The 23,960-nt window shown below is 45.4% G+C and carries 22 protein-coding genes and 1 other annotated feature; all 22 genes read right to left on the bottom strand.

Features of this window, described 5'->3' with window-relative positions; all coding sequences use genetic code 11:
- Positions 1 to 59: 59 nt before the first annotated feature.
- The 22 genes from P855_RS0106025 to P855_RS20580 all read right to left on the bottom strand — a co-directional run bounded on the left by P855_RS0106025 (position 60) and on the right by P855_RS20580 (position 23,857).
- Positions 60 to 329, bottom strand: coding sequence for a hypothetical protein (locus P855_RS0106025; RefSeq protein ID WP_235062615.1), 270 nt, complete (start codon positions 327 to 329; stop codon positions 60 to 62).
- 145 nt (positions 330 to 474) lie between these two features.
- Complete coding sequence (pyrE, locus tag P855_RS0106020; RefSeq protein WP_028782717.1) at positions 475 to 1,098, bottom strand: orotate phosphoribosyltransferase; 624 nt, start codon at positions 1,096 to 1,098, stop codon at positions 475 to 477.
- The gene (gene pyrF / locus P855_RS0106015; protein ID WP_037985912.1) at positions 1,091 to 1,795 is read right to left on the bottom strand and encodes an orotidine-5'-phosphate decarboxylase; all 705 of its coding nucleotides are present in this window, start codon (positions 1,793 to 1,795) and stop codon (positions 1,091 to 1,093) included. Before pyrF ends, pyrE begins: the two co-directional genes overlap by 8 nt.
- A gap of 5 nt (positions 1,796 to 1,800) precedes the next feature.
- Positions 1,801 to 2,712, bottom strand: coding sequence for a dihydroorotate dehydrogenase (locus tag P855_RS0106010; protein WP_028782715.1), 912 nt, complete (start codon positions 2,710 to 2,712; stop codon positions 1,801 to 1,803).
- Positions 2,709 to 3,476, bottom strand: a complete 768-nt coding sequence (locus P855_RS0106005) for a dihydroorotate dehydrogenase electron transfer subunit (RefSeq protein ID WP_028782714.1) — start codon at positions 3,474 to 3,476, stop codon at positions 2,709 to 2,711. Before P855_RS0106005 ends, P855_RS0106010 begins: the two co-directional genes overlap by 4 nt.
- Entirely contained in the window at positions 3,473 to 6,673 is a 3,201-nt protein-coding gene (gene carB / locus P855_RS0106000; protein WP_028782713.1) for a carbamoyl-phosphate synthase large subunit, read from the bottom strand. The genes P855_RS0106005 and carB overlap by 4 nt, the downstream gene beginning before the upstream one ends.
- On the bottom strand, positions 6,652 to 7,767 hold the full coding sequence (locus P855_RS0105995; RefSeq protein WP_028783514.1) for a carbamoyl phosphate synthase small subunit: 1,116 nt from the start codon (positions 7,765 to 7,767) through the stop codon (positions 6,652 to 6,654). Before P855_RS0105995 ends, carB begins: the two co-directional genes overlap by 22 nt.
- 1 nt (position 7,768) lies before the next feature.
- Positions 7,769 to 9,040: a dihydroorotase gene (locus tag P855_RS0105990; RefSeq protein ID WP_028782712.1), complete on the bottom strand. Its 1,272-nt coding sequence runs from the start codon at positions 9,038 to 9,040 to the stop codon at positions 7,769 to 7,771.
- The gene (locus P855_RS0105985; RefSeq protein WP_028782711.1) at positions 9,040 to 9,918 is read right to left on the bottom strand and encodes an aspartate carbamoyltransferase catalytic subunit; all 879 of its coding nucleotides are present in this window, start codon (positions 9,916 to 9,918) and stop codon (positions 9,040 to 9,042) included. Before P855_RS0105985 ends, P855_RS0105990 begins: the two co-directional genes overlap by 1 nt.
- Before the next feature lie 174 nt (positions 9,919 to 10,092).
- Positions 10,093 to 11,484 carry a solute carrier family 23 protein gene (locus P855_RS0105975; RefSeq protein WP_028782710.1) on the bottom strand — a complete coding sequence of 464 codons (1,392 nt, stop codon included), beginning with the start codon at positions 11,482 to 11,484 and terminating at the stop codon, positions 10,093 to 10,095.
- A 265-nt stretch (positions 11,485 to 11,749) separates the two neighbouring features.
- Positions 11,750 to 12,298 carry a bifunctional pyr operon transcriptional regulator/uracil phosphoribosyltransferase PyrR gene (gene pyrR / locus P855_RS0105970; protein ID WP_028782709.1) on the bottom strand — a complete coding sequence of 183 codons (549 nt, stop codon included), beginning with the start codon at positions 12,296 to 12,298 and terminating at the stop codon, positions 11,750 to 11,752.
- Between the two features lie 171 nt (positions 12,299 to 12,469).
- On the bottom strand, positions 12,470 to 13,378 hold the full coding sequence (locus P855_RS0105965; protein ID WP_028782708.1) for an RluA family pseudouridine synthase: 909 nt from the start codon (positions 13,376 to 13,378) through the stop codon (positions 12,470 to 12,472).
- Positions 13,375 to 13,848 carry a signal peptidase II gene (lspA, locus tag P855_RS0105960; RefSeq protein ID WP_028782707.1) on the bottom strand — a complete coding sequence of 158 codons (474 nt, stop codon included), beginning with the start codon at positions 13,846 to 13,848 and terminating at the stop codon, positions 13,375 to 13,377. The genes P855_RS0105965 and lspA overlap by 4 nt, the downstream gene beginning before the upstream one ends.
- Positions 13,849 to 14,010: 162 nt before the next feature.
- On the bottom strand, positions 14,011 to 16,767 hold the full coding sequence (gene ileS, locus P855_RS0105955; protein WP_028782706.1) for an isoleucine--tRNA ligase: 2,757 nt from the start codon (positions 16,765 to 16,767) through the stop codon (positions 14,011 to 14,013).
- Positions 16,768 to 16,925: 158 nt separating this feature from the next.
- Positions 16,926 to 17,154 (bottom strand) — a binding site (T-box leader).
- A gap of 65 nt (positions 17,155 to 17,219) precedes the next feature.
- Positions 17,220 to 17,735 (bottom strand): DivIVA domain-containing protein, encoded by a 516-nt coding sequence (locus P855_RS0105950; RefSeq protein ID WP_028782705.1) that lies wholly within the window; start codon positions 17,733 to 17,735, stop codon positions 17,220 to 17,222.
- Positions 17,736 to 17,823: 88 nt separating this feature from the next.
- Positions 17,824 to 18,597, bottom strand: a complete 774-nt coding sequence (locus tag P855_RS0105945; RefSeq protein ID WP_028782704.1) for an RNA-binding protein — start codon at positions 18,595 to 18,597, stop codon at positions 17,824 to 17,826.
- Between the two features lie 301 nt (positions 18,598 to 18,898).
- Positions 18,899 to 20,200, bottom strand: coding sequence for a group II intron reverse transcriptase/maturase (ltrA, locus tag P855_RS0105940; RefSeq protein ID WP_028782703.1), 1,302 nt, complete (start codon positions 20,198 to 20,200; stop codon positions 18,899 to 18,901).
- A gap of 1,096 nt (positions 20,201 to 21,296) precedes the next feature.
- Positions 21,297 to 21,560: a YggT family protein gene (locus P855_RS0105930; RefSeq protein WP_028782701.1), complete on the bottom strand. Its 264-nt coding sequence runs from the start codon at positions 21,558 to 21,560 to the stop codon at positions 21,297 to 21,299.
- A 4-nt stretch (positions 21,561 to 21,564) separates the two neighbouring features.
- Entirely contained in the window at positions 21,565 to 22,011 is a 447-nt protein-coding gene (locus tag P855_RS0105925) for a cell division protein SepF (RefSeq protein WP_028782700.1), read from the bottom strand.
- Between the two features lie 24 nt (positions 22,012 to 22,035).
- Entirely contained in the window at positions 22,036 to 22,704 is a 669-nt protein-coding gene (locus P855_RS0105920) for a YggS family pyridoxal phosphate-dependent enzyme (RefSeq protein WP_028782699.1), read from the bottom strand.
- A 1-nt stretch (position 22,705) separates the two neighbouring features.
- Complete coding sequence (gene pgeF, locus P855_RS0105915) at positions 22,706 to 23,527, bottom strand: peptidoglycan editing factor PgeF (RefSeq protein ID WP_028782698.1); 822 nt, start codon at positions 23,525 to 23,527, stop codon at positions 22,706 to 22,708.
- 63 nt (positions 23,528 to 23,590) lie between these two features.
- Positions 23,591 to 23,857 carry a YlmC/YmxH family sporulation protein gene (locus tag P855_RS20580; protein ID WP_037985664.1) on the bottom strand — a complete coding sequence of 89 codons (267 nt, stop codon included), beginning with the start codon at positions 23,855 to 23,857 and terminating at the stop codon, positions 23,591 to 23,593.
- Between the last annotated feature and the right edge of the window lie 103 nt (positions 23,858 to 23,960).

Raw genomic sequence — 23,960 nt, 5'->3', positions numbered from 1 at the left:
GAGTGTTCAGCAATAGGAAGCTTATCTTTAAAATCAACACTGAGATTTAACAGAGCCTTTTATTTGGTTAAAAAATAAATAAAGACGACGATTGTGGCTGCGTAGGAAAATACAGCCTGCAGCCAATATTTCTTGCGTTCTTTGCGGAGTAGCCACTTGTTCCAGAAAAAGAATACGACCAATGCGAACACCAATGTCATTAAAGGCTGCAAGGATAGCATACTTTCCATAAACGCATACGTAAACCATACATAAAGGTAGCCGAAACACGTAATTAAGCCAAAAATGGCATTCGATAGTATGAAAAAAGAATGTTTTCGTGATCTCATCATGCACCACCATAATCGCTCAGGTTACTATTCATATACTACCAATGGTACCTGGTTATTCGCAAGGTGACAACATTACTGTTTCATTCTTATCTGTTGATATGGTTCAAGTATACTCCGTCTATGCCCCCCAGGCCTTCCTTCGTTAGTAATCTGCGGGTTCTTTCTGCCACTTTTCAAGTTTGGCTTCCGCTTTTTCATCGAGTTGACCATTTGCCTTCATATAGCTGAGTAGTTCAGGAAAACCCGTCAAGGTCTGATAGTGGAAACCTGCTTGTTGAAATGCTTCCTTCGCTTCAGGAAGTCCGTAGCTGAAAATGGCCATTACCTCTACTACTTCGGCCCCTGCCTCCCGTAGTGCTTCGGCTGACTGGATCGATGACTGGCCGGTGGAAATCAAATCTTCGATCACTAACACCCGATCTCCCGGGTGGATCACCCCTTCAATCTGGTTACCTTTGCCGTGCTTTTTAGCTGAGGAACGTACATAAACCATGGGAACATCCATCGCATCAGCAATAAAAGCTGCATGTGGAATACCTGCTGTTGCACAGCCGGCAATCACATCTATAGCTGGTTTCACTTCCCTGATACGTTCAACAAACAGATTTCTGATTTTCTTTCTAACTTCCGGATAAGACATGGTCAGCCGATTGTCACAATAAATCGGTGATTTTATTCCTGAAGTCCATGTAAACGGATTGTCAGGGCGGATCTGGACCGCTCCAATATCCAGCAAATCCTTAATGATTGCAGTAGGTTCAGCCATGGTTCCACTCCTCTATAATTTGTTGATGACTAAAATAAGGGTCTGAAGCTGCAGTGATGGCTCTGCCGACAACAATCGCATCGGTTCCCTGCTGTTTCGCTTCCACCGGGGTCGCCGATCGCTTTTGGTCATTTTGCTGCACCCCTTCTGGTCGAATACCCGGGGTCACAGTCAAAAAGGAAGACCCGCATGCCGCTTTTATGGCTTTTACTTCTTGGACCGAACAAACTACCCCATCTGCGCCTCCTGCTTTTGCAAGTTTGGCAAGATGAATGACTGATTCTTCGACGGTACCTTGCTGACGCAGTTCTTCCGACAGCATCTTCTGATCGGTCGAAGTCAATTGTGTGACTGCCAGCAACACTGGCCGCTCTTTTCCCTGACAGCCTTCTTCCAGCCCTTTTTTCGCTGCAGCGATCATTTCTATGCCTCCCTGAGCATGGACGTTGACCATATCCACATCAAGGCGGGAAAGGTTACGCATGGCATTTTCAACTGTGGTTGGTATGTCATGCAGCTTCAAATCTAAAAATATATCATGATTCCTTTCTTTTAAGCCGGCTATGATAGATGGACCTTCCTGATAGAATAATTCCATCCCTACTTTGACCGCTGTTCCTTCCAATTGATGCTGCTCTAAAAACTGCAGCGCTTTCTTTTTATTTTCAATATCCAGTGCTATATAGAGGGAACTGATACTTTTCAACGGTGTGCCCCTCCAATCGTATCCTGAATAGTCGTGAAGCCATATCGTTCTATTGCTGCAGGAAGCTCCTCAATGATTTCCTTGCAGATGAATGGATTTTTGAAATTGGCGCTTCCAATTGCTACCGCGCTTGCACCTGCGAGCAGGTATTCAATTACATCATCCGTGGTTTCTATACCACCCATTCCGATAATCGGAATGTCCACTTCCTGATAGACCTGATAGATCATCCGGATCGCGATTGGTTTAATAGCAGGACCAGACAAGCCTCCAGTCTGATTGGCGATGATCGGCTGTTTACTGTTTAGATCCAGACGCATGCCGGTCAAAGTATTGATCATGGATAGACCGTCAGCCCCTGCTTTCTCCACCGCTTTTGCCATAGCAACAATATCTGTAACGTTCGGTGACAGCTTCACATACACCGGTAGCTTACTCACCTTTTTCACCTGACCCGTCACTTCGGCAGCCAGTTCGGGGTCTGTTCCAAACTGTACCCCGCCCTCTTTGACATTCGGACATGATATATTCAATTCCAATGCCTGGACATGAGTGACCCGGGATAATTTTTCGGCTACCTCAACGTATTCTTCTACCGTACTGCCTGCAACATTTGCAATCACAGGCGTATCGAATTCACTTAAAAACGGAAGTTCTTCCTGTATGATGCGGTCGACCCCCGGATTTTGGAGACCGATAGCATTAAGCATCCCGGAGGAGGTTTCAGCCACTCGCGGAGTAGGGTTCCCATATCGTGTTTTACCAGTCGCCGCCTTGATGATGATGGCGCCAAGTAATGATAAGTCGTAAAATTCACTGAATTCCTTGCCGAACCCAAAACATCCGGAGGCCGGCATGATCGGGTTTTTCATTTTCAAACCTGGAAGCGAGAGTTGCGTCGATATCATAATATCACCTCTCCCGTACGGAACACCGGACCATCCCGGCAAATCTTCCGGTATCCTTTTGCGTCTCCGTCAGGTGCAGGTACAACGCAGGCGAAACAAGCCCCGACTCCGCATCCTAAGCGTTCTTCAATGGACAAGTAACCATCATAGTTACCAAGTGTTTTCGAAACAGCTTTCAGCATCACCGCAGGACCGCAAGAAAAATACGTATCAAACTTACCTTCAAGGGAAGGAAGAATGTCTGTGACAAACCCTTTATTCCCATAGGAACCATCATTGGTCGCCACAAACACTTCTCCTAATTCGCGGAACTCATCTTCAAAAAAAACAGCACCTGCATGCTGGAAGCCAAGCACGGTCGTAACTTCAATCCCTTTTTCTTTCAATTGTTTACCAAGGTAGTATAGGGGAGGTACACCGATTCCTCCCCCTACAAGCAAAGCCCTGCTGGCCGAAACTTCTTCAATCGGAAAACCATTTCCACCGGGGCCTAGAACGTCGAGATACTCTCCGACAGGCTTCCCGGCCATGGATGCAGTACCTTTTCCAAGAACCTTATATAAAATAGTCAGTGTACCTGATGTAAGGTCGACATCAGCAATGGAAATCGGCCGTCGCAAGGAGTCACTGGGATCAATCATAATATGGACAAATTGCCCCGGCTGTTTCACATAGGAGGGCATGTCTCCTTTCAGCGTCATCTGATAGGTCTTTTCCGCTACCAACTCATGGGATAAGATTTCCATGTCTTCCCTTATCATCATGTCAGGGTCACCTCTCGGTTACCGATCGCTCTTGCTGTGAATGACATGGAGTCGATGACCTCCACAATGGCATTGGCAGTATCCAGACTGGTAAGGCAGGCAATGCCGTGCTCGACCGCCGTGCGTCGGATACGGAAGCCATCACTGCGTGACTGCTGTCCCTTGGTAAGTGTATTGACAACAAACTGCACTTTGCCCGATTGGATGATATCGATGATATTCATTTCCGTCGCACCCACTTTACTGACGGTTTTGACGGGGATACCAGCCGATTGAATGGCATCAGCTGTTCCGATTGTGGCATACAGCTGGAACCCTAACTCATGGAAGGTACGGGCAATTCCCAGCATTTCCTGTTTATCTTTATCGGCAACTGTAAGCAGGACGGAACCTTCTACCGGTATCTTCAATCCAGCTGCTGTCATCCCCTTGTATAAAGCTTTTTCCAGGGTTCGGTCATAACCGATGACTTCACCGGTGGATTTCATTTCTGGTCCCAGCGTGGTATCGACACTGCGCAGCTTTTCAAATGAGAAAACCGGTACTTTGACGTAGACACCCTCTGGAGATCCAGCGATACCTGTTTCATAACCGAGATCCGTCAATTTTTCACCCAATATCGCTTTCGTGGCCAGGTTTGCCATCGTAATTCCAGTGATTTTACTTAAAAATGGTACAGTTCGGCTTGCTCTTGGATTGACCTCTATAACATAAGCTGTATCGTCATTTACAACAAACTGAATATTGATCAAGCCCTGCATATTCAGTTCTCTGGCGATTTTCACGGTGGCATCGACACATTGCTGCTTCAGTTCACTGCTGAGCCTCTGTGATGGATACACCGCCATCGAGTCGCCCGAGTGGACACCTGCACGCTCAATATGTTCCATGATGCCAGGAATAACAACAGTATTGCCATCACTGATTGCATCGACCTCGATTTCCATACCGGTTAAATATTTATCGACTAAAATCGGATGGTCGCTGTAATCCCTTACCGTTTCTTCCATATAGGAAAGCAGTTCTGCTTCTCCATAAACGATTTCCATCGCTCTTCCGCCAAGGACATAGGACGGCCGGACCACAACCGGGTAGCCGATATTCCGTGCAGTGTGGACAGCCTCTTCTACGCTAGTAACACTTTCTCCGCCAGGCTTAGCGATTTCAAGACGGTTCAGCAACTGTTCAAATAAATCACGGTCTTCTGTTTCATTGATTGCTTCCATCGTGGTGCCAAGTATTTTCACCCCGCGGCGGCTCAAACCATCGACGAGATTGATCGCTGTCTGGCCGCCGAATTGAACGATTACGCCTTCTGGTTGTTCTAACTCAATGACGTGCATGACATCTTCGAGTGATAATGGTTCGAAATACAACTTATCAGAAACACTGAAGTCAGTGGACACCGTTTCCGGATTATTGTTCATGATGATCGCTTCATAGCCCATTTCTTTCAATGCAAGAACGGAATGAACAGTAGCATAGTCGAATTCTACCCCTTGCCCAATCCGGATCGGTCCAGACCCGATAACAAGTACTTTTTTACGGTCTGAAATGACTGACTCGTTTTCGTCTTCATAACTGCTGTAGTAATATGGCGTTTCCGACGCGAATTCTCCTGCACATGTATCCACCATTTTATATACCGGCATGATTTGATGCTCCAGGCGGTAATTGTACACCTCATCGGTATCAGCACCAATCAGCCTGGCCAGTTGAGCATCAGAGAAACCCAGCTGTTTCGCTTTTTTGATTGGTTCATAGGCGAGTCCTTCTGTCTGGATCACTTGTTCGAGTTCGATCAGCTTCTTCAGCTTATTCAGGAAGAATAAATCGATACCGGTCAGTTCATGCAGTTCCTTAATCGTACGATTCCGCCTTAATGCTTCCGCAAGCACGAAAATACGTTCATCATCAGCGTTTACCAGACGCTGATCGAGTACATCCTCGGGTACTTCTTCCAAATATGCCAGATAAAGCTCCTCTGTTTTACCTTCCAGCGAGCGGACACCTTTTAGCAATGATTCTTCAATGTTTCGGCCGATAGCCATAATTTCACCCGTAGCTTTCATCTGAGTACCAAGCGTCCGGTTTCCTTTTGCGAATTTATCGAAAGGCCAGCGCGGAATTTTTGTTACTACATAATCAAGAGCCGGCTCAAAGCAGGCGTAGGTTGTTCCTGTCACTGGATTTTTAATTTCATCGAGGGTCAGGCCGACAGCGATTTTCGCCGCCAGTTTCGCAATCGGATAGCCTGTGGCTTTCGAAGCCAGTGCCGAAGAGCGGCTGACCCTTGGATTGACCTCAATGACATAATATTGAAAGCTGTCCGGATCCAGTGCCAGCTGAACGTTACAGCCTCCCTCAATCCCGAGTGCCCGGATGATTTTCAACGAAGCATTTCGCAGCATCTGGTATTCCCGGTCGCTCAATGTCTGGGAAGGAGCGACTACTATCGAGTCTCCGGTATGGATGCCAACCGGATCAAAGTTTTCCATGTTACAAACAACAATGGCATGGTCGCTTTTATCCCGCATCACTTCGTATTCAACTTCTTTGAATCCTGCGATATTTTTCTCAATCAGGCATTGATTAACCGGAGAAAGCGACAAACCATTGCGGGTGATTTCCCGTAGTTCTTTCTCGTTGTCGCACATACCGCCGCCAGTGCCTCCCATGGTGTACGCAGGCCGGACAATGACAGGATAGCCGATTTTCTGAGCAAAAGCTGCTGCGGCGTCCACTGTACTGACAATCGTGCTTTCAGGGACCGGCTGCTTCAATTCATGCATCAAATCGCGGAACATTGCCCGATCTTCTGCCTGTTCGATTGCTTCCATCCGGGTACCCAGCAGTTCAACGTCGTAATCCTGCAGGATCGTCGTCTTACTCAGTTCCATCGCCAGGTTGAGCCCTGTCTGCCCGCCAAGCGTAGGAAGAATAGCGTCCGGCTGCTCTTTACGTATGATTTTCATCATGAATTCAACGGTAAGCGGCTCCATGTATACTTCGTCTGCAAAAGTATAGTCCGTCATGATCGTAGCCGGATTCGAGTTGGCCAGAATCACTTCATAGCCTTCTTCTTTCAGAGCCTGACATGCTTGTGTTCCGGAATAATCAAACTCTGCGGCCTGACCGATAATGATCGGTCCTGACCCAATAACAAGAATTTTATTTATATCTGTACGTTTAGGCATGTGGCTTCCTCCTTCTGCTGCTTCTTATCGGCTTGTATATTTTCAAGGAATTCATCAAATAGGTTTTCTGTATCTTCCGGGCCTGGTGAGCTTTCAGGATGATATTGAACCGTGAATACCGGGTGTACACGGTGTGCCAGCCCTTCCACTGACTCATCATTCAATGAAATCTGGGTAAGCTCCAGTTCTGTCGCTTCCAACGATTCCCTGCTCACGGAATACCCATGGTTTTGTGAAGTGATATAGGTCTTGCCATTTTTTAAATCCTTGACCGGCTGGTTGGAGCCCCGGTGGCCGAATTTCATCTTAGCTGTGTCCGCTCCGCTTGCCAGAGCAATCAACTGATGACCAAGGCATATCCCGAATATCGGTATCTGGCTGATCAATTCTTTGATTGTCTCAATCGCTTCTGGTACGTTCTTCGGATCTCCCGGGCCATTTGTCAGCATAATGCCATCCGGCTTGAGCCGCTCGATTTCCTGTGCTGTCGTATTGTATGGTACTACGGTGACATGGCAGTCCCGCTTCGTAAGTTCTCTTAAGATCCCGTGCTTCATCCCAAAATCCATCAGAACGATCCGGCATCCTCTCCCAGGTACTACATATGGTTTGATGGTGGAAACCTGGCTGACCTGATCTTGAGGAAGTGTGGTCTGATCAAGAATTTCCAGAACTTCTGATACCGACCGGTCCATGGAAGTGATCATCGCTTTCATCGTTCCGTGACGACGGATGATTTTCGTCAACTTACGCGTATCGATCCCCGCAATCCCGGGAATGTTTTTTGCTTCAAGAAATTGATCCAATGTCTCTTCACTGCGGAAATTAGAAGGTGTGTCACAATGCTCTTTCACCACAACCCCTAAGATAGCCGGGTCAACGGATTCAAAATCATCCCGATTGATGCCATAGTTCCCGACCAATGGATAAGTGAAAGTTACAATCTGCCCACAATAGGAAGGGTCTGAAATGATTTCCTGGTATCCTGTCATTCCTGTATTGAAGACGATTTCTCCTATGGATTCGGTGTCACTGCCGAAGCCTTCCCCAATAAAGTAGCTGCCATCTTCAAGTACTAGCTGTTTCAAAGTCATATCACTCGTCCTCCCAAACAATTTTTCCTTCTGCTATCGTCCATGCCGGCCATCCTGTTGCTTCCCATTCATGAAATGGGGTGTTCTTCCCTTTGGACGCGAAGGCATGACGATTGATTGTTGCCCGTTTTTCAAGGTCAATCAGTGTAATGTCCGCCACTGCCCCTTCTTCCAGCCTTCCATATGGGAGACCGAAAACATCGGCAGGTACTCGGCTCAGACGATCAAGCAACTCCTCCAGACTGATTTTTCTTTTCAGGACCAGATGGGTGTACAGCAACGGAAATGCGGTTTCCAGCCCTGTGATTCCAAACGGAGACCCTTTCAGCCCCTGAGATTTTTCTTCCTCGGTATGGGGTGCGTGATCCGTGGCGATACAATCGATTGTCCCATCCAAAAGTCCATCCAGCAGTGCCTGTTGATCCTCTTCACTACGCAATGGTGGATTCATTTTAAACATGGCGTCATCATGCTTGATATCATTTTCATTCAATAACAGGTGATGGGGCGTTACTTCTGCTGTGACGCGTATACCTGCGCGTTTGGCATCACGGATGACCCGAACCGATTCTTTCGTACTTACATGACAGACATGGTAATGGCAGCCGGTTGCTTCAGCGATAAGGACATCCCTCGCGATGTGGACGGACTCACATATCGATGGAATGCCAGGCACACCCAGTTTCTCACTTGTCTTACCTTTATGGATAACTCCTCCCTGTATCAGGCTGTTATCTTCGCAATGAGCAACAATGCTATATCCATGGTCGGCCGCCTGGGTCATCGCCTCTAACATCTTTCCGGCTTCCTGCACCCCCACGCCGTCATCAGTGAAAGCGAATGCTCCTGCTTCATACAGGGACGGCATATCGACAACTTCCTTTCCCAGCTGGCGCGTTGTTATCGCTGCATAGGGCAGAACGCGAACTTTTGCATCCTGATTGATTTTTTCCATCAGACGATCCAATATTTCTTTAGTATCAGGAACGGGTCTGGTATTCGGCATGGCGCATACTGTTGTAAATCCGCCTTTAGCTGCGGCTTGGGTACCGGTAGCTATCGTCTCTTTTGCTTCTCCGCCTGGTTCGCGGAGATGGATATGTACATCAACCAGCCCGGGAGCTGCTATTTTCCCCTGGCCTTCAATGATTTTATCAGCCTCTATATCAATAGATGAATCAATTTTTTTAACAGTGCTGCCCTCAACCAGGATATCCCTGGTCAACCATTCCCCGCCTTTACTAAGCTTTACATTTTTAATTAATAGGTTCATTACACTTCCTCCTTCAGTAATGCATGGATGATCGCCATACGCATCGTTACGCCATTTGTCATCTGTTTGAAAATACGGGACTTTGGTGAATCAACCACTTCACTGGCGATTTCCACCCCTCGATTAAAGGGACCCGGATGCATAATAATTGAATTTTTATTCATTTTTGCTTCTCTATCCTTCGTTAACCCGCAGGTGTGCAGATAGTTATTTTCATCGGCCGCGGTTTCATGTCTTTCCCTTTGGATGCGAAGCAGCATGACGACATCTGCAAGCTTGACTGCCTCATCGATAGATACATAGTTTTCGGATATCTCTTTGTCCTGCCACTCTGGTCTGGAAACATAATATACTTCTGCTCCAAGTTTCCTTAATGCTTCACTATTAGAGCGCGCCACCCTGCTATGTTTGATGTCACCGATGATGGCAACTTTCAACCCTTGGAAGGTGTTGAATTCCTGATAAATCGTATAGAGGTCCAAGAGGCATTGCGTAGGATGCTGACCGGTCCCATCACCAGCATTGATGATCGGCACATCCACCTGAGCTGCTATCTCTCTTAATATACCATTTTTGGAGTGACGGACAATGCATAAATTTGCAGAAATACTGTATAATGTTTTAACAGTATCATATAAAGACTCCCCTTTTGTCAAACTTGAACTATCCCCGGAAACATCGAGGACATCAAGTCCCAACCGCCTTTCTGCTACAATAAAGCTATTTTTCGTCCTGGTACTTGGTTCTAAAAAAATATTTGCTGCAAATAATTGTTTGGAAAATACCGGAACATCGCCTCGTTCGATTGCTTCTGCCTGGCTGATCAAACGATAGATTTCTTCGGCCGTCAAGTCTTCCATCGATAATAAATGCTTCATGTCATGACCTCCTCAAGTTGACTTTCTAATGCGAAAGGGATAAGCAGGGTATAAAAAAACACCCCCGGGGTGCGGGGGTGCTCAATCATCATCATCTGGAGACATGACAAATCAATCAAACCCTACACCCTTTAAAATCTCACGGGATTTTATTAAAAAGTGTGATGGTTCGCTTTATGCGGCGTTATCATCATTTGATTTTTTATTATTGACCGTTGTATCTTTGAACATCTTACCATTTCCATGAGCCTTTTCTTTTCCTGGAAGAATGACATTCAATACGACACCGATAAGTGCGGAAAGTGCCATGCCGGCGATTTGAACGTTATCAGTAACCTGGATGAAAGCTCCCCCAATTCCGATGACAAGTATGACAGATGAAATGATCAGGTTACGCTTTTCTCCTAAATCAACCTGATTGTCAATCAGCATGCGGAGCCCGCTGGATGCGATGATACCAAACAGCAGGATGGAAACACCGCCCATGACCGCAGATGGAATGGATCCGATCACAGCGGTACTCATCCCGATGAATCCGAACAGGACAGCCAGGACTGCGGCTCCTCCGATGACGAAGACACTGAAGACACGCGTAATTGCAAGTACGCCGATATTTTCACCATAGGTTGTATTCGGCGGGCCACCAAGGAGGGAAGCAATCACAGTTGCTGTTCCATCTCCAAGGATTGATCTGTTCAAGCCGGGTTCTTTTAAGAAGTTGCGCCCGACGACTTTTGAGAGTACCATCTGATCCCCGATATGCTCAGCAATCGTTACCAGCGCGATCGGTACCATGATAAAGATGATTTCCACACTGAGAACATCCAGTGGGGAATAATCGACGAAGGGTACAATGAAATCCGGTTTCTGGAAGATTGCCCCAAGTACTCCACCGAAGGAATCCGCCGACGTGATCGCTTCCCACTCTGCTTTGATCTCTGAGGTGTCCACAATTCCGCGAAAGAGTCCGAATACATAACCGCCAACGATACCGACAAGGATCGGCAGCAGGCTGAAGAATCCTTTAAAAAAGATGGACGCAATAATCGTGATTGCCAGCGTGACTAACGCGACACTGAAATGTTTCGAGCTGTATACCTGCTCATCGATTCCTGGTACATACATAGACATGTCGATGGCGGTCGTGGCAAGGCCAAGACCAATGACGATGATGACGGGTCCCACTACGACAGGAGGTAATAAGTTGATCAGCCAGTTGGTACCGAACATCGTAATCAGAAGCGCCACTACCCCATACACAAGACCGGCAAGGAAACTGCCTACCATGGCACCGGGAATTCCACTGGCTGAGCTTGCGGCTATTACAGGGGCGATGAAGGCAAAACTGGAACCGAGATAGGCTGGAATCCTTCCTTTTGTAATCAATAGATAAGCAAGTGTACCAGTCCCGCTGGAAACTAATGCGACGGATGGTGATAATCCCGTTAAAAATGGCACAAGGATGGTTGCACCAAACATGGCGAATAAGTGCTGTAAGCTTAAAGTAAGCCATTTATGAAGGGCAGGAACCTCTCTGACATCTAATGCAGCGTTATTTGATTTCATTGTCATTTCCTCCTTTTGAATCCTATCATTTTTATCTACTCTTGCGTTTTAACAATTAGAAAAACTTGGCTTATCGCCAAGTCCTTATGGCGAAAGCCTAAGTTTTTCTTATACTTTAATCCTTTAAACAAAGTTAAATTTATTAAAGTATAAAAAAACCTCTTTGCTTAAAAAACCGCAAAGAGGTGGACGTATCTTTGTATTGCTTGATACGTACTGGTTTGCGACCTTTTAAGCCTCACTGGACTTACTTAAAGGTGCTTCGTTATTCGTTTTTTTCGTAAATGACTACTTCATCTTGTTGATCTGTCTCAGAGACAGTTACGGTCACAATTTCATCGAGTGATGTCGGAACATTTTTCCCGACATAGTCAGCACGGATCGGCAGTTCACGATGTCCACGATCCACGAGGACAGCTAATTGTATTTGTGAAGGTCTTCCGTGGTCGATCAATGCGTCCATTGCGGCACGCACCGTCCGCCCTGTATACAGGACATCATCGACGAGTACTACTTTTTTCCCGTCTATGTTCGCCTCAATATTTGTTTCTTTCAGCTCAGGTTCTTTCTGATCCGTTTTTGTAGTCAAATCATCGCGGTAAAGCGTGATATCCAGTTCCCCGCTTGGCAGGATGACTCCCTCGATATCATTGATCCTTTTTTGTAAACGGGCTGCCAAAGGTACGCCTCTTGTTTTTATTCCGACAAGGATGACGTCTTCAACTCCCTTGTTCTTTTCTATAATTTCGTGGGAGATGCGAGTGAGCGCACGTCGGATAGCTGCTTCGTCTAATACGGTCGTTTTCGGTTTCATTCCTCCACCTCCGATTCTCTGGAACTAAAAAACCCTTTTCCTGCGTGAGGGCAGAAAAAGGGTATGAGTCACATACGTAAATATGATCCGTTTCCTTTTCAGCCTCACGGGACTGTCTTTAAAGGTCTTATTGAATTCTTTAATTGATTATCACAAATGATGCTCTATTTGTCAACTGCGTTTTTTCACAAGTTCGAGCATTTTTTTGAAATCTTCTGGTGGTTCGACATGAAAATCCATTCGCTCGTTCGTTACCGGATGGTTGAATCCCAGCGTGCGGGCATGAAGTGCCTGACCATCAATAGGCAGCGATTTACGCGGTCCATATTTTGGATCACCAGCAAGGGGATGATTGATATATTTCATATGAACACGGATTTGATGGGTCCGCCCTGTCTCGAGTACACATTCCACATGGGTGAAATCTTTGAATAGCTCGAGTACCTTAAAATGCGTGACAGCCGGCTTGCCTTCTTCTACCACAGCCATGGACTGCCGGTCTTTATGATCCCTTCCTATCGGTGCTTCAATCGTGCCATATTCATGAGCGATTTCTCCATGGACAATCGCTTCATATTTTCTGTCGGTCGTTTTATTCGCTAATTGTTCCGCCAGTGATTGATGGGCATGATCATTTTTAGCTACCATCAACAGGCCGCTGGTATCTTTGTCGATCCGATGGACGATCCCTGGTCTGGTGACTCCATTGATCCCGGACAAGTCATCGCAATGATGCAGAAGGGCATTGACCAACGTCCCATTGGGATGGCCGGACGAAGGGTGTACCACCATTCCCCGGGGCTTGTTGACCACAATGATATCCTTATCCTCATACACGACATCAAGAGGAATAGCTTCCGCTTCAATTTTTAAAGGTTCCGGCTCTGGGACTTCCCAGGTAATCTCATCATTTTCCTGGACTTTATAATTGCTTTTCACTTGTTCCCCGCCCACAAGCAGGTGACCGTCTTTAATCCAGCTCTGTACCTGTGTCCTTGAAGCGGAAGGGTCTATTTCTGTTACCAATTTATCAATCCGATTGCCTGTATCCTGTTCACTTACCTGATAATGATTACTCACGATTGGGTACTCTCCTTCTTCTTACGTTCATCCAAAAAGGATGCGATCATCACTAAAATGACACCGACTACCAGGGAGGAGTCTGCGATATTGAAGATGGGATAATCGTATGTAAAGATAATAAAATCCAAAAAGTCGACGACTTCTTTTCTAAGCAGCCGGTCGATGAAATTCCCGATGGCTCCTGCCAATAACAATGCGAGGGCAATGCCCCCTAATTTGTATTGTTTACCATATTGGTGCAAGTAGTAAAGGATCACCCCGATGACGACAAGGGTGATAACATAAAAAAAGATCATCTGTCCCTGCAATATCCCCCAGGCAGCCCCACGATTCCGATGTGAAGTCAGGTAAAAAAAGTTTTCAATCACAGGAATACTTTCCCCGATATACATATTTTTGACGACCAGCCATTTTGTCCATTGATCAATGACGATGATAAAGCTTGCTAATATGTAATACCAAACCATAGTCTTCCTCCAAAATAATTATTCGATTTTTTCATTGTACCATAATTTTCACTAAAAAAGATAACCACTTATATTTGTTTACATAATATTATTATCGATAAATAATCCTAAATAAAAAGTCGTGTGCAGCTGGTGTGTTGCACACGACTTCAAAGTAAACCATTAACCTTGGTAATGTTCTTTTACGACAGTAGCACAGCGGACACACAATTCCGGATGCTCGTCGTCTTCTCCTACATCATCAGAAGCGACCCAGCAGCGTTCACATTTTTCCCCTTCATGCTTCTCGACATAAACGTCGACATGCTCATATGCTTTTGCATCCGGATGTGATAATGCTACCTCTGCTTCTGAGACTATCAAAAGCTGGTGGAGGTGTTCGATATTTTTCAACACGCGCTGTGTCTGCTCATCTTTCGGTACAATCGTCACCCGGGCTTCCAGGGACTTACCAATGACTTTTTCGTTACGTGCCTCTTCTAGAGCTTTTAGCACATCATCTCTCACTTCCATGAAGTGATCCCATTTGGCCTTAAGCTCCTGGCTGTCGATTACGGCTACTTCTTCCGGCATATCTGTCAGCTGGACACTTTCCTCGCTTACACCTGGCAGGTATTCCCATACTTCATCAGTTGTATGTGGAATGATTGGTGCCAGCAGTTTAACTAATGCCGTCAGCGTTTCATAGTAGACAGTCTGGATGCTTCTTCTCCGTGGATGATCAGGTGCTTCGATATACAGGATATCTTTGGCGAAATCCAGGTAAAACGAGCTCAGATCAATCGTACAGAAGTTATGAACCTGATGGTAGATCACATTGAATTCATAGTTATCATAAGCTTCCCGCACTTTTTTAACCAGGCTGTTCAAACGCATTTTCATATAACGATCCACTTCTTCCAACTGGTCCTCAGGTACACGGTCGGCAGCAGGATCGAAATCATGAAGGTTCCCAAGCAGGAAACGGAACGTATTACGGATTTTACGATAAACTTCGGAAACTTGTTTCAGGATATCATCGGAAACTCTCACATCTGCCTGGTAATCAGAGCTTGCCACCCACAAACGGATGATTTCTGCGCCCAGCTGCTTTGTGACCTTGTCAGGAAGGATAACGTTACCGATCGATTTACTCATCTTACGGCCCTGGCCATCCAAAGCAAACCCGTGACTTAAGATTCCTTTGAATGGTGCTTTTCCTGTCACAGCTACAGAAGTAGACAAGGAAGAGTTGAACCAGCCACGGTATTGATCAGAACCCTCTAAATACAGATCTGCAGGACGCTGAAGTTCCGGACGCTGGTGCAACACTGCCTGGTGCGACGAACCGGAATCAAACCAGACATCCATGATGTCTTCTTCTTTGGTGAATTCGCCGTTCGGGCTATGTTCGGAAGTGAAGCCTTCCGGAAGCAAATCCTTCGCCTCGCGCTCGAACCAAACATTGGAACCGTGTTCCCGAAACAATCCTGCGACATGGTCGATCGTTTCATCTGTAATAATCGGTGTTCCATCTTCTCCGTAAAAAACAGGAATCGGCACTCCCCAGGTACGCTGACGGGAAATACACCAGTCTTCACGGTCACGTACCATATTGTAAAGTCGTGTTTCACCCCAGCGAGGTACCCATTTGACGTTGTTGATTTCCTCTAATAATGTTTCACGGAAATCTTTGATGGAAGCGAACCACTGATCTGTAGCACGGAAAATCGTCGGCTTTTTCGTTCTCCAGTCATGCGGGTAGGAGTGCGTGATGAATTCCAATTTTTCCAATGCTCCTGCTTCGGTCAATTTTTCTGTAATCGGCTTGTTTGCTTTATCGTAGAACATGCCTTCAAAACCTGGAGCTTCTTCAGTAAATACGCCTTTATCATCAACCGGGCAAAGCACCTCCAGGCCATATTGCTTTCCTACCCAGAAGTCATCTTCCCCGTGGCCGGGAGCGGTATGGACACAGCCGGTGCCACCATCTGTAGTAACATGATCACCAAGAATGACAAGGGATTCACGATCATAGAATGGATGCTGGGTCGTAACATGTTCTGCTTCTTTTCCTTTAAATGTCTTCACAACCTCGTGCGACTCCCATTCCAGCTTCTCAGCAACGTCTTCAAGCAAATCTTCAGCGATGACAAATTTATTGTCGCCGGCTTTTACGACTACGTAGTTGTAAGCCGGATTCAAAGCGATCGCCAGATTAGAAGGAATAGTCCAAGGCGTTGTGGTCCAGATGATGAATTTTTCATCTCCGTCAAACAAGCTTTTGCCATCTTTCACATAGAAAGAGACATAAATGGACGGCGACCGTTTGTCCTGGTACTCGATTTCAGCCTCTGCAAGCGCTGACTCGGATGAAGGAGACCAATAAACAGGCTTCAATCCTTTGTAGATATAGCCTTTTTTAGCCATTTCTCCAAATACTTTGATCTGTTCTGCTTCATAATCTTTATTCAACGTCACGTATGGGTTATCCCAATCGCCGCGAACCCCCATACGTTTGAATTCTTTCCGCTGGTTATCCAGCTGTCCCATTGCATAGTCCGCACACTTTTGACGGAATTCCGCAATGGACATCTTTTTACGATCCACTTTCTTTTTCTTTGTCAGTGCTGTTTCAATCGGAAGTCCGTGTGTATCCCAGCCTGGAACATATGGCGCATGGTATCCGGCCATGGATTTATACCTGACGATGAAATCCTTCAGGGACTTATTAAGGGCATGCCCCATATGCAAGTCACCATTAGCGTATGGAGGGCCGTCATGAAGGACAAACAAGGGACGCCCTTCGGTACGTTGTTGTACTTTCTCATATATATTCATTTCCTCCCACCGTTCCTGCATCTTCGGCTCACGGTTCGGAAGGTTTCCCCGCATTGGAAACTCGGTTTTAGGCATCCGTAATGTATCTTTATAGTTCACTGCTGCTTCCTCCTTCAGTTTGTAAGTATTGCAAAATAATAATAGAAAAACTTGACTTGTCGCCAAGTCCTTATGGCGAAAGCCTAAGTTTTTCTTATACTTTAATCCTTTAAAACAGTTAAACTTTCTTAAAGTATAAAAAAGACCCTCTTATCCCTGGAAGGGACGAGAGGATCTCGCGGTACCACCCTTGTAGAACCGGCCTGTCATATGCCGATTCCGCTCTGTTGATCTGTAACGTAGATAAAGCGCCCATTTCTACTCACCACTTTTCGAATGGAAAACTCGAGGGTGATCTTCCATCAAGTCGCTGCTTCAGGCTTTCACCATCCCTGAATCGCTCATACTGCATGCGGGCTTGTGTACTCTCCCTGTCATCGTTCGACTGGTCTATTATTCTTTTTTTGGAATTATTTCATGTTAATGAATTATATGTAATATTGCTGTTTTCGTCAAGATTTATTTTCCACCATCTCTTTATCCACTTCTGTCGAGTCATCGATATCTGTATCAAACAAATGATCCCAGTCGTCTGTATCAATCATATCCAATTGTGCTTCTACAAGCATACGCAGACGGGTCCTGAACACCTTGGCCTGTTTTTTCAGCTCTTCCACTTCCATAGCAATCCGATGGGATTTTTGAAGAGCTTCATTAATGATGCGATCGGCATTCTTTTCTGCTTCTTTTATAATCAGTTTAGACTCTTTACTGGCATTGCTTTTCACTTCTTCTGCCGTCTCCTGAGCCACCAGAATGGATTTATTGAGCGTAGTCTCGATATTATTGAAATGCCCCAGACGCTCATTCAATTGCTCCACTTTCTCTTCGAGCGCTTTTTTATCACGATTCACCATCTCATAATCTTTGATAACCTGCTCAAGAAATTCATTGACTTCATCTTCATCATAACCTCGAAAACCGCGTGTGAATTCTTTATTATGAATATCCAGTGGTGTTAATGGCACACCAGCCACCTCCTCAAAAGTATCGGTCATTATTTCGAATTATATTCCATTTCGACAAAAGTTGGTCGATTCCTGCTTGTACAACGGTTTATTTTAAACGGGAGATGATTACTTTGTACTTATCTTTTTTTGTGGTGCCCAGTACCTCTATCAGCTTGCTTCTTCCTTTTCCCCTGATGGAAATCATATCTCCTGCTTCCAGCTTGAATGAGGCGTCTTCGACGATTCGGAAGTTCACTTTCACCTGTCCTTTTTCAATGAATACCGAAGCCTTTTGACGGGACATACGGTAAATTTCTTTAATGAGTGTATCCAGCCGCAAAGATGAAACGGTAGTATCTAACTCCTCCCATTGTTCATTGTCTTCTAGCAGGCGGTCAAAAGGTATTTCCTGAAAATGCACAGTGGCTTTTTTTATCCCTTCAAGATTCATACGTACATAATCTGCAATTTCACTGGCAACGATAATCTGAACGACTCCATCATGGACAATCAGATCACCGAGCTTCTTCCGTTTTATACCTAAACTCATGAAGGCACCGAGTACGTCAGGATGGGTCAAGGTAACAAACTTGGCTGGATAAGAAGCCTCCAGGAGAGTCAAGTCAAACTGTTCTGGCTGGATTTGTTCATAATATGGAGCCAGGAGTCCTCTTTTCCGCTCGGAACCTTCCGCACCCCCGTACAGTTTCCAGGTGAAGTCAGGATGATTGCCCAGCAGACTTTCAAAAATGAATTGTTCGCGAGGATCCAGAAAATCTGTCAATTTACTTTGGTAACTGCGCCCCACTTCTTCTTGCCAGGAAAGTACTTGATCGATGAATGGCTGTTCTTCTTTTCGAAAATGCTGATAAATATCCATTGTTATCTCTCCCCTCCCTCAAAAATCATCTCTTGTTAAAAAATGCTCTGTTAAATCTCATTGTTGATTTTCCAGATAAGCTCCCAATTGCTGAAGACTCAGTTTCAAGATACATTGTTTCCGTTACGATAGTAACGGTTTGGAGGGCCGGGAAATCACTCGCTTTCCATGGTAGAGTAGAGAACTGATTTTAAAGGGGAGTTCCTCCCCCTTTACTTTCAGCTCCCCCTCATCAAACCGTACGTGAGGTTCTCCCTCATACGGCTTTCCGATGTTCTTCTTTCTTTGGCTTTACGGGGCCTTAATCAGCTAATTTCACTAAGCTATGTTTGACTTGATTTGTAACCTCGTCCATATGACCCTGAAGGTTATTGCGTTGCCTTTTCTTATTGTTAAATAAGGCTAGACGTTTAAGTACATACCAGTCGATACGCTTCAGCCACTTCTTGGCGATTGAAGATATGAGGTAGTAGTTCTTAAACCCCTGCAACCTTCGGTTCAAACCATCGACTAGTTCACGGATGTCGAGCTGTAGTTTACCTCTTGGTTCCGTGAACGCTTTGATTTTAGCGCGCATTCTCTTCATGGCTTTTCGTTTTGGGAAATGACTCATGACATATAAGGTCGGCCTACCTTTTCTTCGAATCGGTAATTTGCGGTTATGGAATCCTAGAAAGTCAAAGCCATCGATATCATTCCAGATGTTAACGAGCTTTGATTTCTTGGTGTTCAGTGATAGGTCCAGTTTCCCCATAATTGCCTGTATGACACGAATGCTCTCCAGTGCTTGTTGTTTGGTCTTACACATGATGACGAAGTCATCCGCATAACGGATGATCTCTCCTAAATGACTGAACTTTTTCTCCCATAATTGGTCCATCGTATTTAGATAGATATTTGCGAGGAGAGGGGAAATCACCCCACCTTGCGGTGTGCCCGTGACAGGGTTTCTTACATTTCCTTCTTCCATTACCCCTGCGTCCAGCCATTTACGGATAAGTTTTAATACCCTTCTATCGTTAATTCGTTGCTCCACTAGTTTCATCAATTTTTCTTGGTTGATGTTATCGAAATAGCCTTGGATATCGACGTCGACTACCCAAAAACTTTTCTTACTAGCTTTCCGAATTTTCGCCATGGCTTGATGGGCATTCTTTCTCGGTCGAAAACCAAACGAACAATCATGGAAATCAGCTTCGAATATCGGTTCAATCACCAATTTCGTCGCCATCTGTACCACACGGTCTTTAATGGTTGGAATTCCTAAGGGACGCTTCTTTCCATCATCCTTCGGAATGTAGGTTCGCAGAACCGGACTTGGATGATACTTTTTATCCTTTAACTCCAGGTAAAGTTCATTGAGAAACTTTTTCTCTCCATAGTCCTCGACAATCTCTTGGATTGTCTGGCCATCGATGCCTCCACCACCTTTCTTGCGCCTCACTCGTTGCCATGCTTCCCATAAAATATCAGGACGATAAATCTTGTCATATAGTGCATGAAATCTACGTGTAGGACTTTCCTTGGCACAAAGATATAACGTCTTCCAGAGTTCTCGAGCTTTTACTTTATTGGTGTAGTTAGTCATTTTCTTGACATTCACTGACTCTTACCTCCTTCTGACATATGAACAAAGTAGAGGTCCTTTCCTAGACTACGTTATGTTGTCGTAGTCATTGTAGGTACTATGACCTCCTCCGACTCCCTCTCATCCATCCGCCATTTCATGCTTTTCCGCACTTATAGGTTTCTGCTTTACTTCTTTCGAAGTGATGAGGAGGGTCTCCCTAGTTCCGTTAATTCCTTTCCGAACATATCGCTCCCTCTACTCCGGGAGATTCTTCAATACTGTTTCCAAGGTCTTCGTATCTTCCATGGTCTTCACCCGTACGCCCGGGGTTCGACTTCTCCTTGTCCTGCATGAGCAGGTGCTCTTGACGAAGCGGCAGGATTCACTTAATGTTACGATCTGTTCGTTTGCTGGCACAGGGCTCTAACCGTAAGATTTCTCTACCAGTTACCTGTCAGCTACCGAGCGTCTTGGCACTTACTCGGATTGGACTTTCACCAATAAGCAATTAACGGCTTGCTAGGCACGCGGCGGACGGTGAGCTTCCTCAGGCTAAAGCCTTGCGGGATCTCACCATGTCCTATCCTCCCATTGGAGTCTCGCAATTTCCCGGCCCTCCTTGCGTTTGTAAGACTAACGGAAACATCGATATGCGGAACCACCATCTTAACAGCTGAAAAGAGCTTATGTGCTGAATCATTGAGCTTTTCATGCAGTAAATGTGGAAGATATTTTCTTACAACGTAGGGTTCGTTCGTCAAAATATGGATAAGGTGGCGGGGAAACGGTGAGCCTCCCCCACAGGAAAGAAACGAATGCGTAATCGCCTTGGGAGACACGACACGCATAAGCAGAACAGCAAAAGGGAAGTGTTCTTTCTTCCCGTTGATGGACTGCTTATGTCGCGAGTGTCTAGGCGATGCAGCTGGAAAGCGAATCGTTTCCCAGCCCCCCTTTCCCCTGTCTCGGTAACGAACCCGAATTACTTTGAAACTGAGTCTTCCATAATCCGGCCCTATTATTGAATAAGCTTCTTATGAAAAAAACAAAACGTCGTTTAACGAGTCAATAAAAAAGCAAAAATAAAGCCGCCAATGGCAGCTTTACTTCCCAATTATTATGATATCTCTTACAAAAGCATCATGTATAGTTCACGAAGCCCCATGTTTGCAAAGTTCAACACTAAAATAGCTACAATTGGGGAAATATCAATCATTCCAAGCGGAGGAATAATACGTCGGAACGGTTCTAAAAATGGTTCACATATTTTAGTCAGAAATTTCCCAATCGACGACTCTCTGGCTCCGGGGAACCAGGACATGAAAATATAAATAATTAATGCCCAGCTGTAAATTTGGATAGCATTGGTCAATAAAACGAATAGTTGCTGCATTTCTTTACCACCTTTTGTCTAGATCATCTTCCTGCTCAAGAATTTCTGAAATCGAACCGGATATCTCAACGTTATCCGGAGTGCACAGAAAAGTTTGCATACCGAGCTTCTGGATATCCCCTCCAATAGCATAAACCGTACCGCTTAAAAAATCCACAATCCGCTTCGCCTGCTGGTGATCCACCCGCTGCAGATTGATCACTACCGCGCGACGGTTTACAAGGTGATCGGCGATATCCTGGGCCTCATTATAGTTGCGGGGCTCACACAACATCATCCTTGATGAGGATTGAGCGCTTTTTAAACTGACTACGTTCTTTGTCTTTTGCTCAGGAAAACTTTGCTGCTGATTAGCCGGCTGATTGGTATTGGTATCTTCCATTTCTTCCTCCATATATTCATATTCATCATCTAGTGTGAAAAATGATTTGAACTTATTTTTCATACTCATTCATGATCACCTCTTTCATAGTTATCAGCCCACCAGGCTGGAGCCAAGCCGTATGAAGGTAGCACCTTCTTCAATTGCCAGCTTGTAATCATTACTCATTCCCATGGATAACTCCTGACATGGGGCATGCGGAAACTGCTTGTCCCTTATCCTGTCACGCATTGCGCGTAATTTACGAAAAGTGCCTCTCAGTGTCTCTTCATCCTCTACGTGGGGAGCCATGGTCATCAATCCGATCACCCTGACATTAGGATAGTCCTCCAGCCACTCGATGAACCCTTCCACTTCATCCAGTGCCATCCCATGCTTAGATTCTTCACCGGTGACATTCACCTGCAGAAAACACGAGACGGGACTATCGGCACGTTTGTCAATTTCCTTCGCCAAAGATTTTCGATCCAACGAATGAATATAGTCAACATCATTGATGATTTCCTTTACCTTCCTGGACTGTAGTGACCCGATGAAATGCCATGTGGCATCATTCCCAATGGCTTCGTACTTTTCCTTGAAACCTTTCATTCTGTTTTCACCGAGATGAGTGATACCTGCAGATAAGGCTTCTCTCGCCCTCTCTATCGTTACGTATTTCGTAACTGCCACAACTGTAACTTCTTTCAAATCCCGTCCACAATTACCACATGCCTGCTCTATGTTAGTTTGAACTTCCTGCCAATTTGCTTCCACACTCATGCTACACGTCTCCTTTTCCATCTGTAAAGCCTATAAACCCAAGCATCCGGCCTGTTTTCCCGCAATCACGGCGATGGGAAAAAAATACGTCTTCCTGCTCGTATGTACAATGCCCGGTAACATGGATGGATGTTTCCTTTACACCTGCATCCAATAAAATCAGCCGATTCAATTCTCTCAAATTCATCAGAAATTTTCCATCTTGAAGGGGGTCGGTGACTTTATTCATATATTTACCCTCTATGTTGTCTACTACACGTTGATCCACTTCGTAATGTTTTCTGCTGATACATGGACCGATGACTGCCCTTATTTCGTCAGCGGATACACCCTGTGTTTGAAGGGCTTTCACCATCGACGCAGCCATTCCATTCACAGAGCCTTTCCAGCCTGCATGTGCAATACCGACCCATCCTGCATGTGGGGCGTAAAAGTATAATGGTACACAATCAGCAAAAAAAGCTGCCAATAACAGTCCAGGCGTATTGGTGATGAGTCCATCGCACCCCTCAATCGAAGAATCCAGGCGAAAAGCTCCTTTACCTGCATCTTTCTCTTGAACGACAGCTACTTCTGTCCCATGGACCTGTTCTCCAATCACCCATCTTTTTAATGGAATATCAGTAGAAGCAGCCAGGCGATCCCGGTTACTGATGACATCCGCTTCGCGATCATTCACATGCAGGCCCTGGTTGAAATCCGCGAAAGGAGGCCTGCTGACCCCGCCATACCTGGTTGAAAAGCCCGCTGTAAGCGCCTGGTCCTGCTCCCAGTCCTGTATAGCTAACAGAGAATCGTTTTGTTGTTTCAATGGTTCTGTCATGTTACCACCTCAGTTGCCCTATATTTTACCACAGAACCAGTCATATTTCTTCTTCTAACCCCATTATTCTATCTTATTTGTCGATTGAGGCGGCAGCGCAAAAGGTTTCTTCACTAATATAACATCGGTCCCGATGTTGATAATCTGGTCCCACGGGATCACTGCTTCTTCATCTTTTCCAAACAACCCCATCATTTTTCCTTTCAGTGTAATGACAATGGCAACCACTTTCCCATTATCGACATCTATATCCAAATCAGCAATCTGGCCAAGGCGTTCACCTGTTTCCATGGCGATGATATCCTTCATTTGTAATTCTGAAATCATCATATCCAATCACCTTCCTTGTTCCATTCTATGCAGGAAAGGTGTATTACATGGTTCTAAAATTAAAAAAGAACTGTTAAATCTCATTGTTTGATATTACAGTTAA

This window comes from Thalassobacillus devorans MSP14, from assembly GCF_000496835.1.
In the GTDB taxonomy this organism is placed as follows: Bacteria; Bacillota; Bacilli; order Bacillales; family Halobacillaceae; genus Thalassobacillus; species Thalassobacillus devorans_B.
This window is presented reverse-complemented; position numbering and strand designations above follow the sequence as displayed.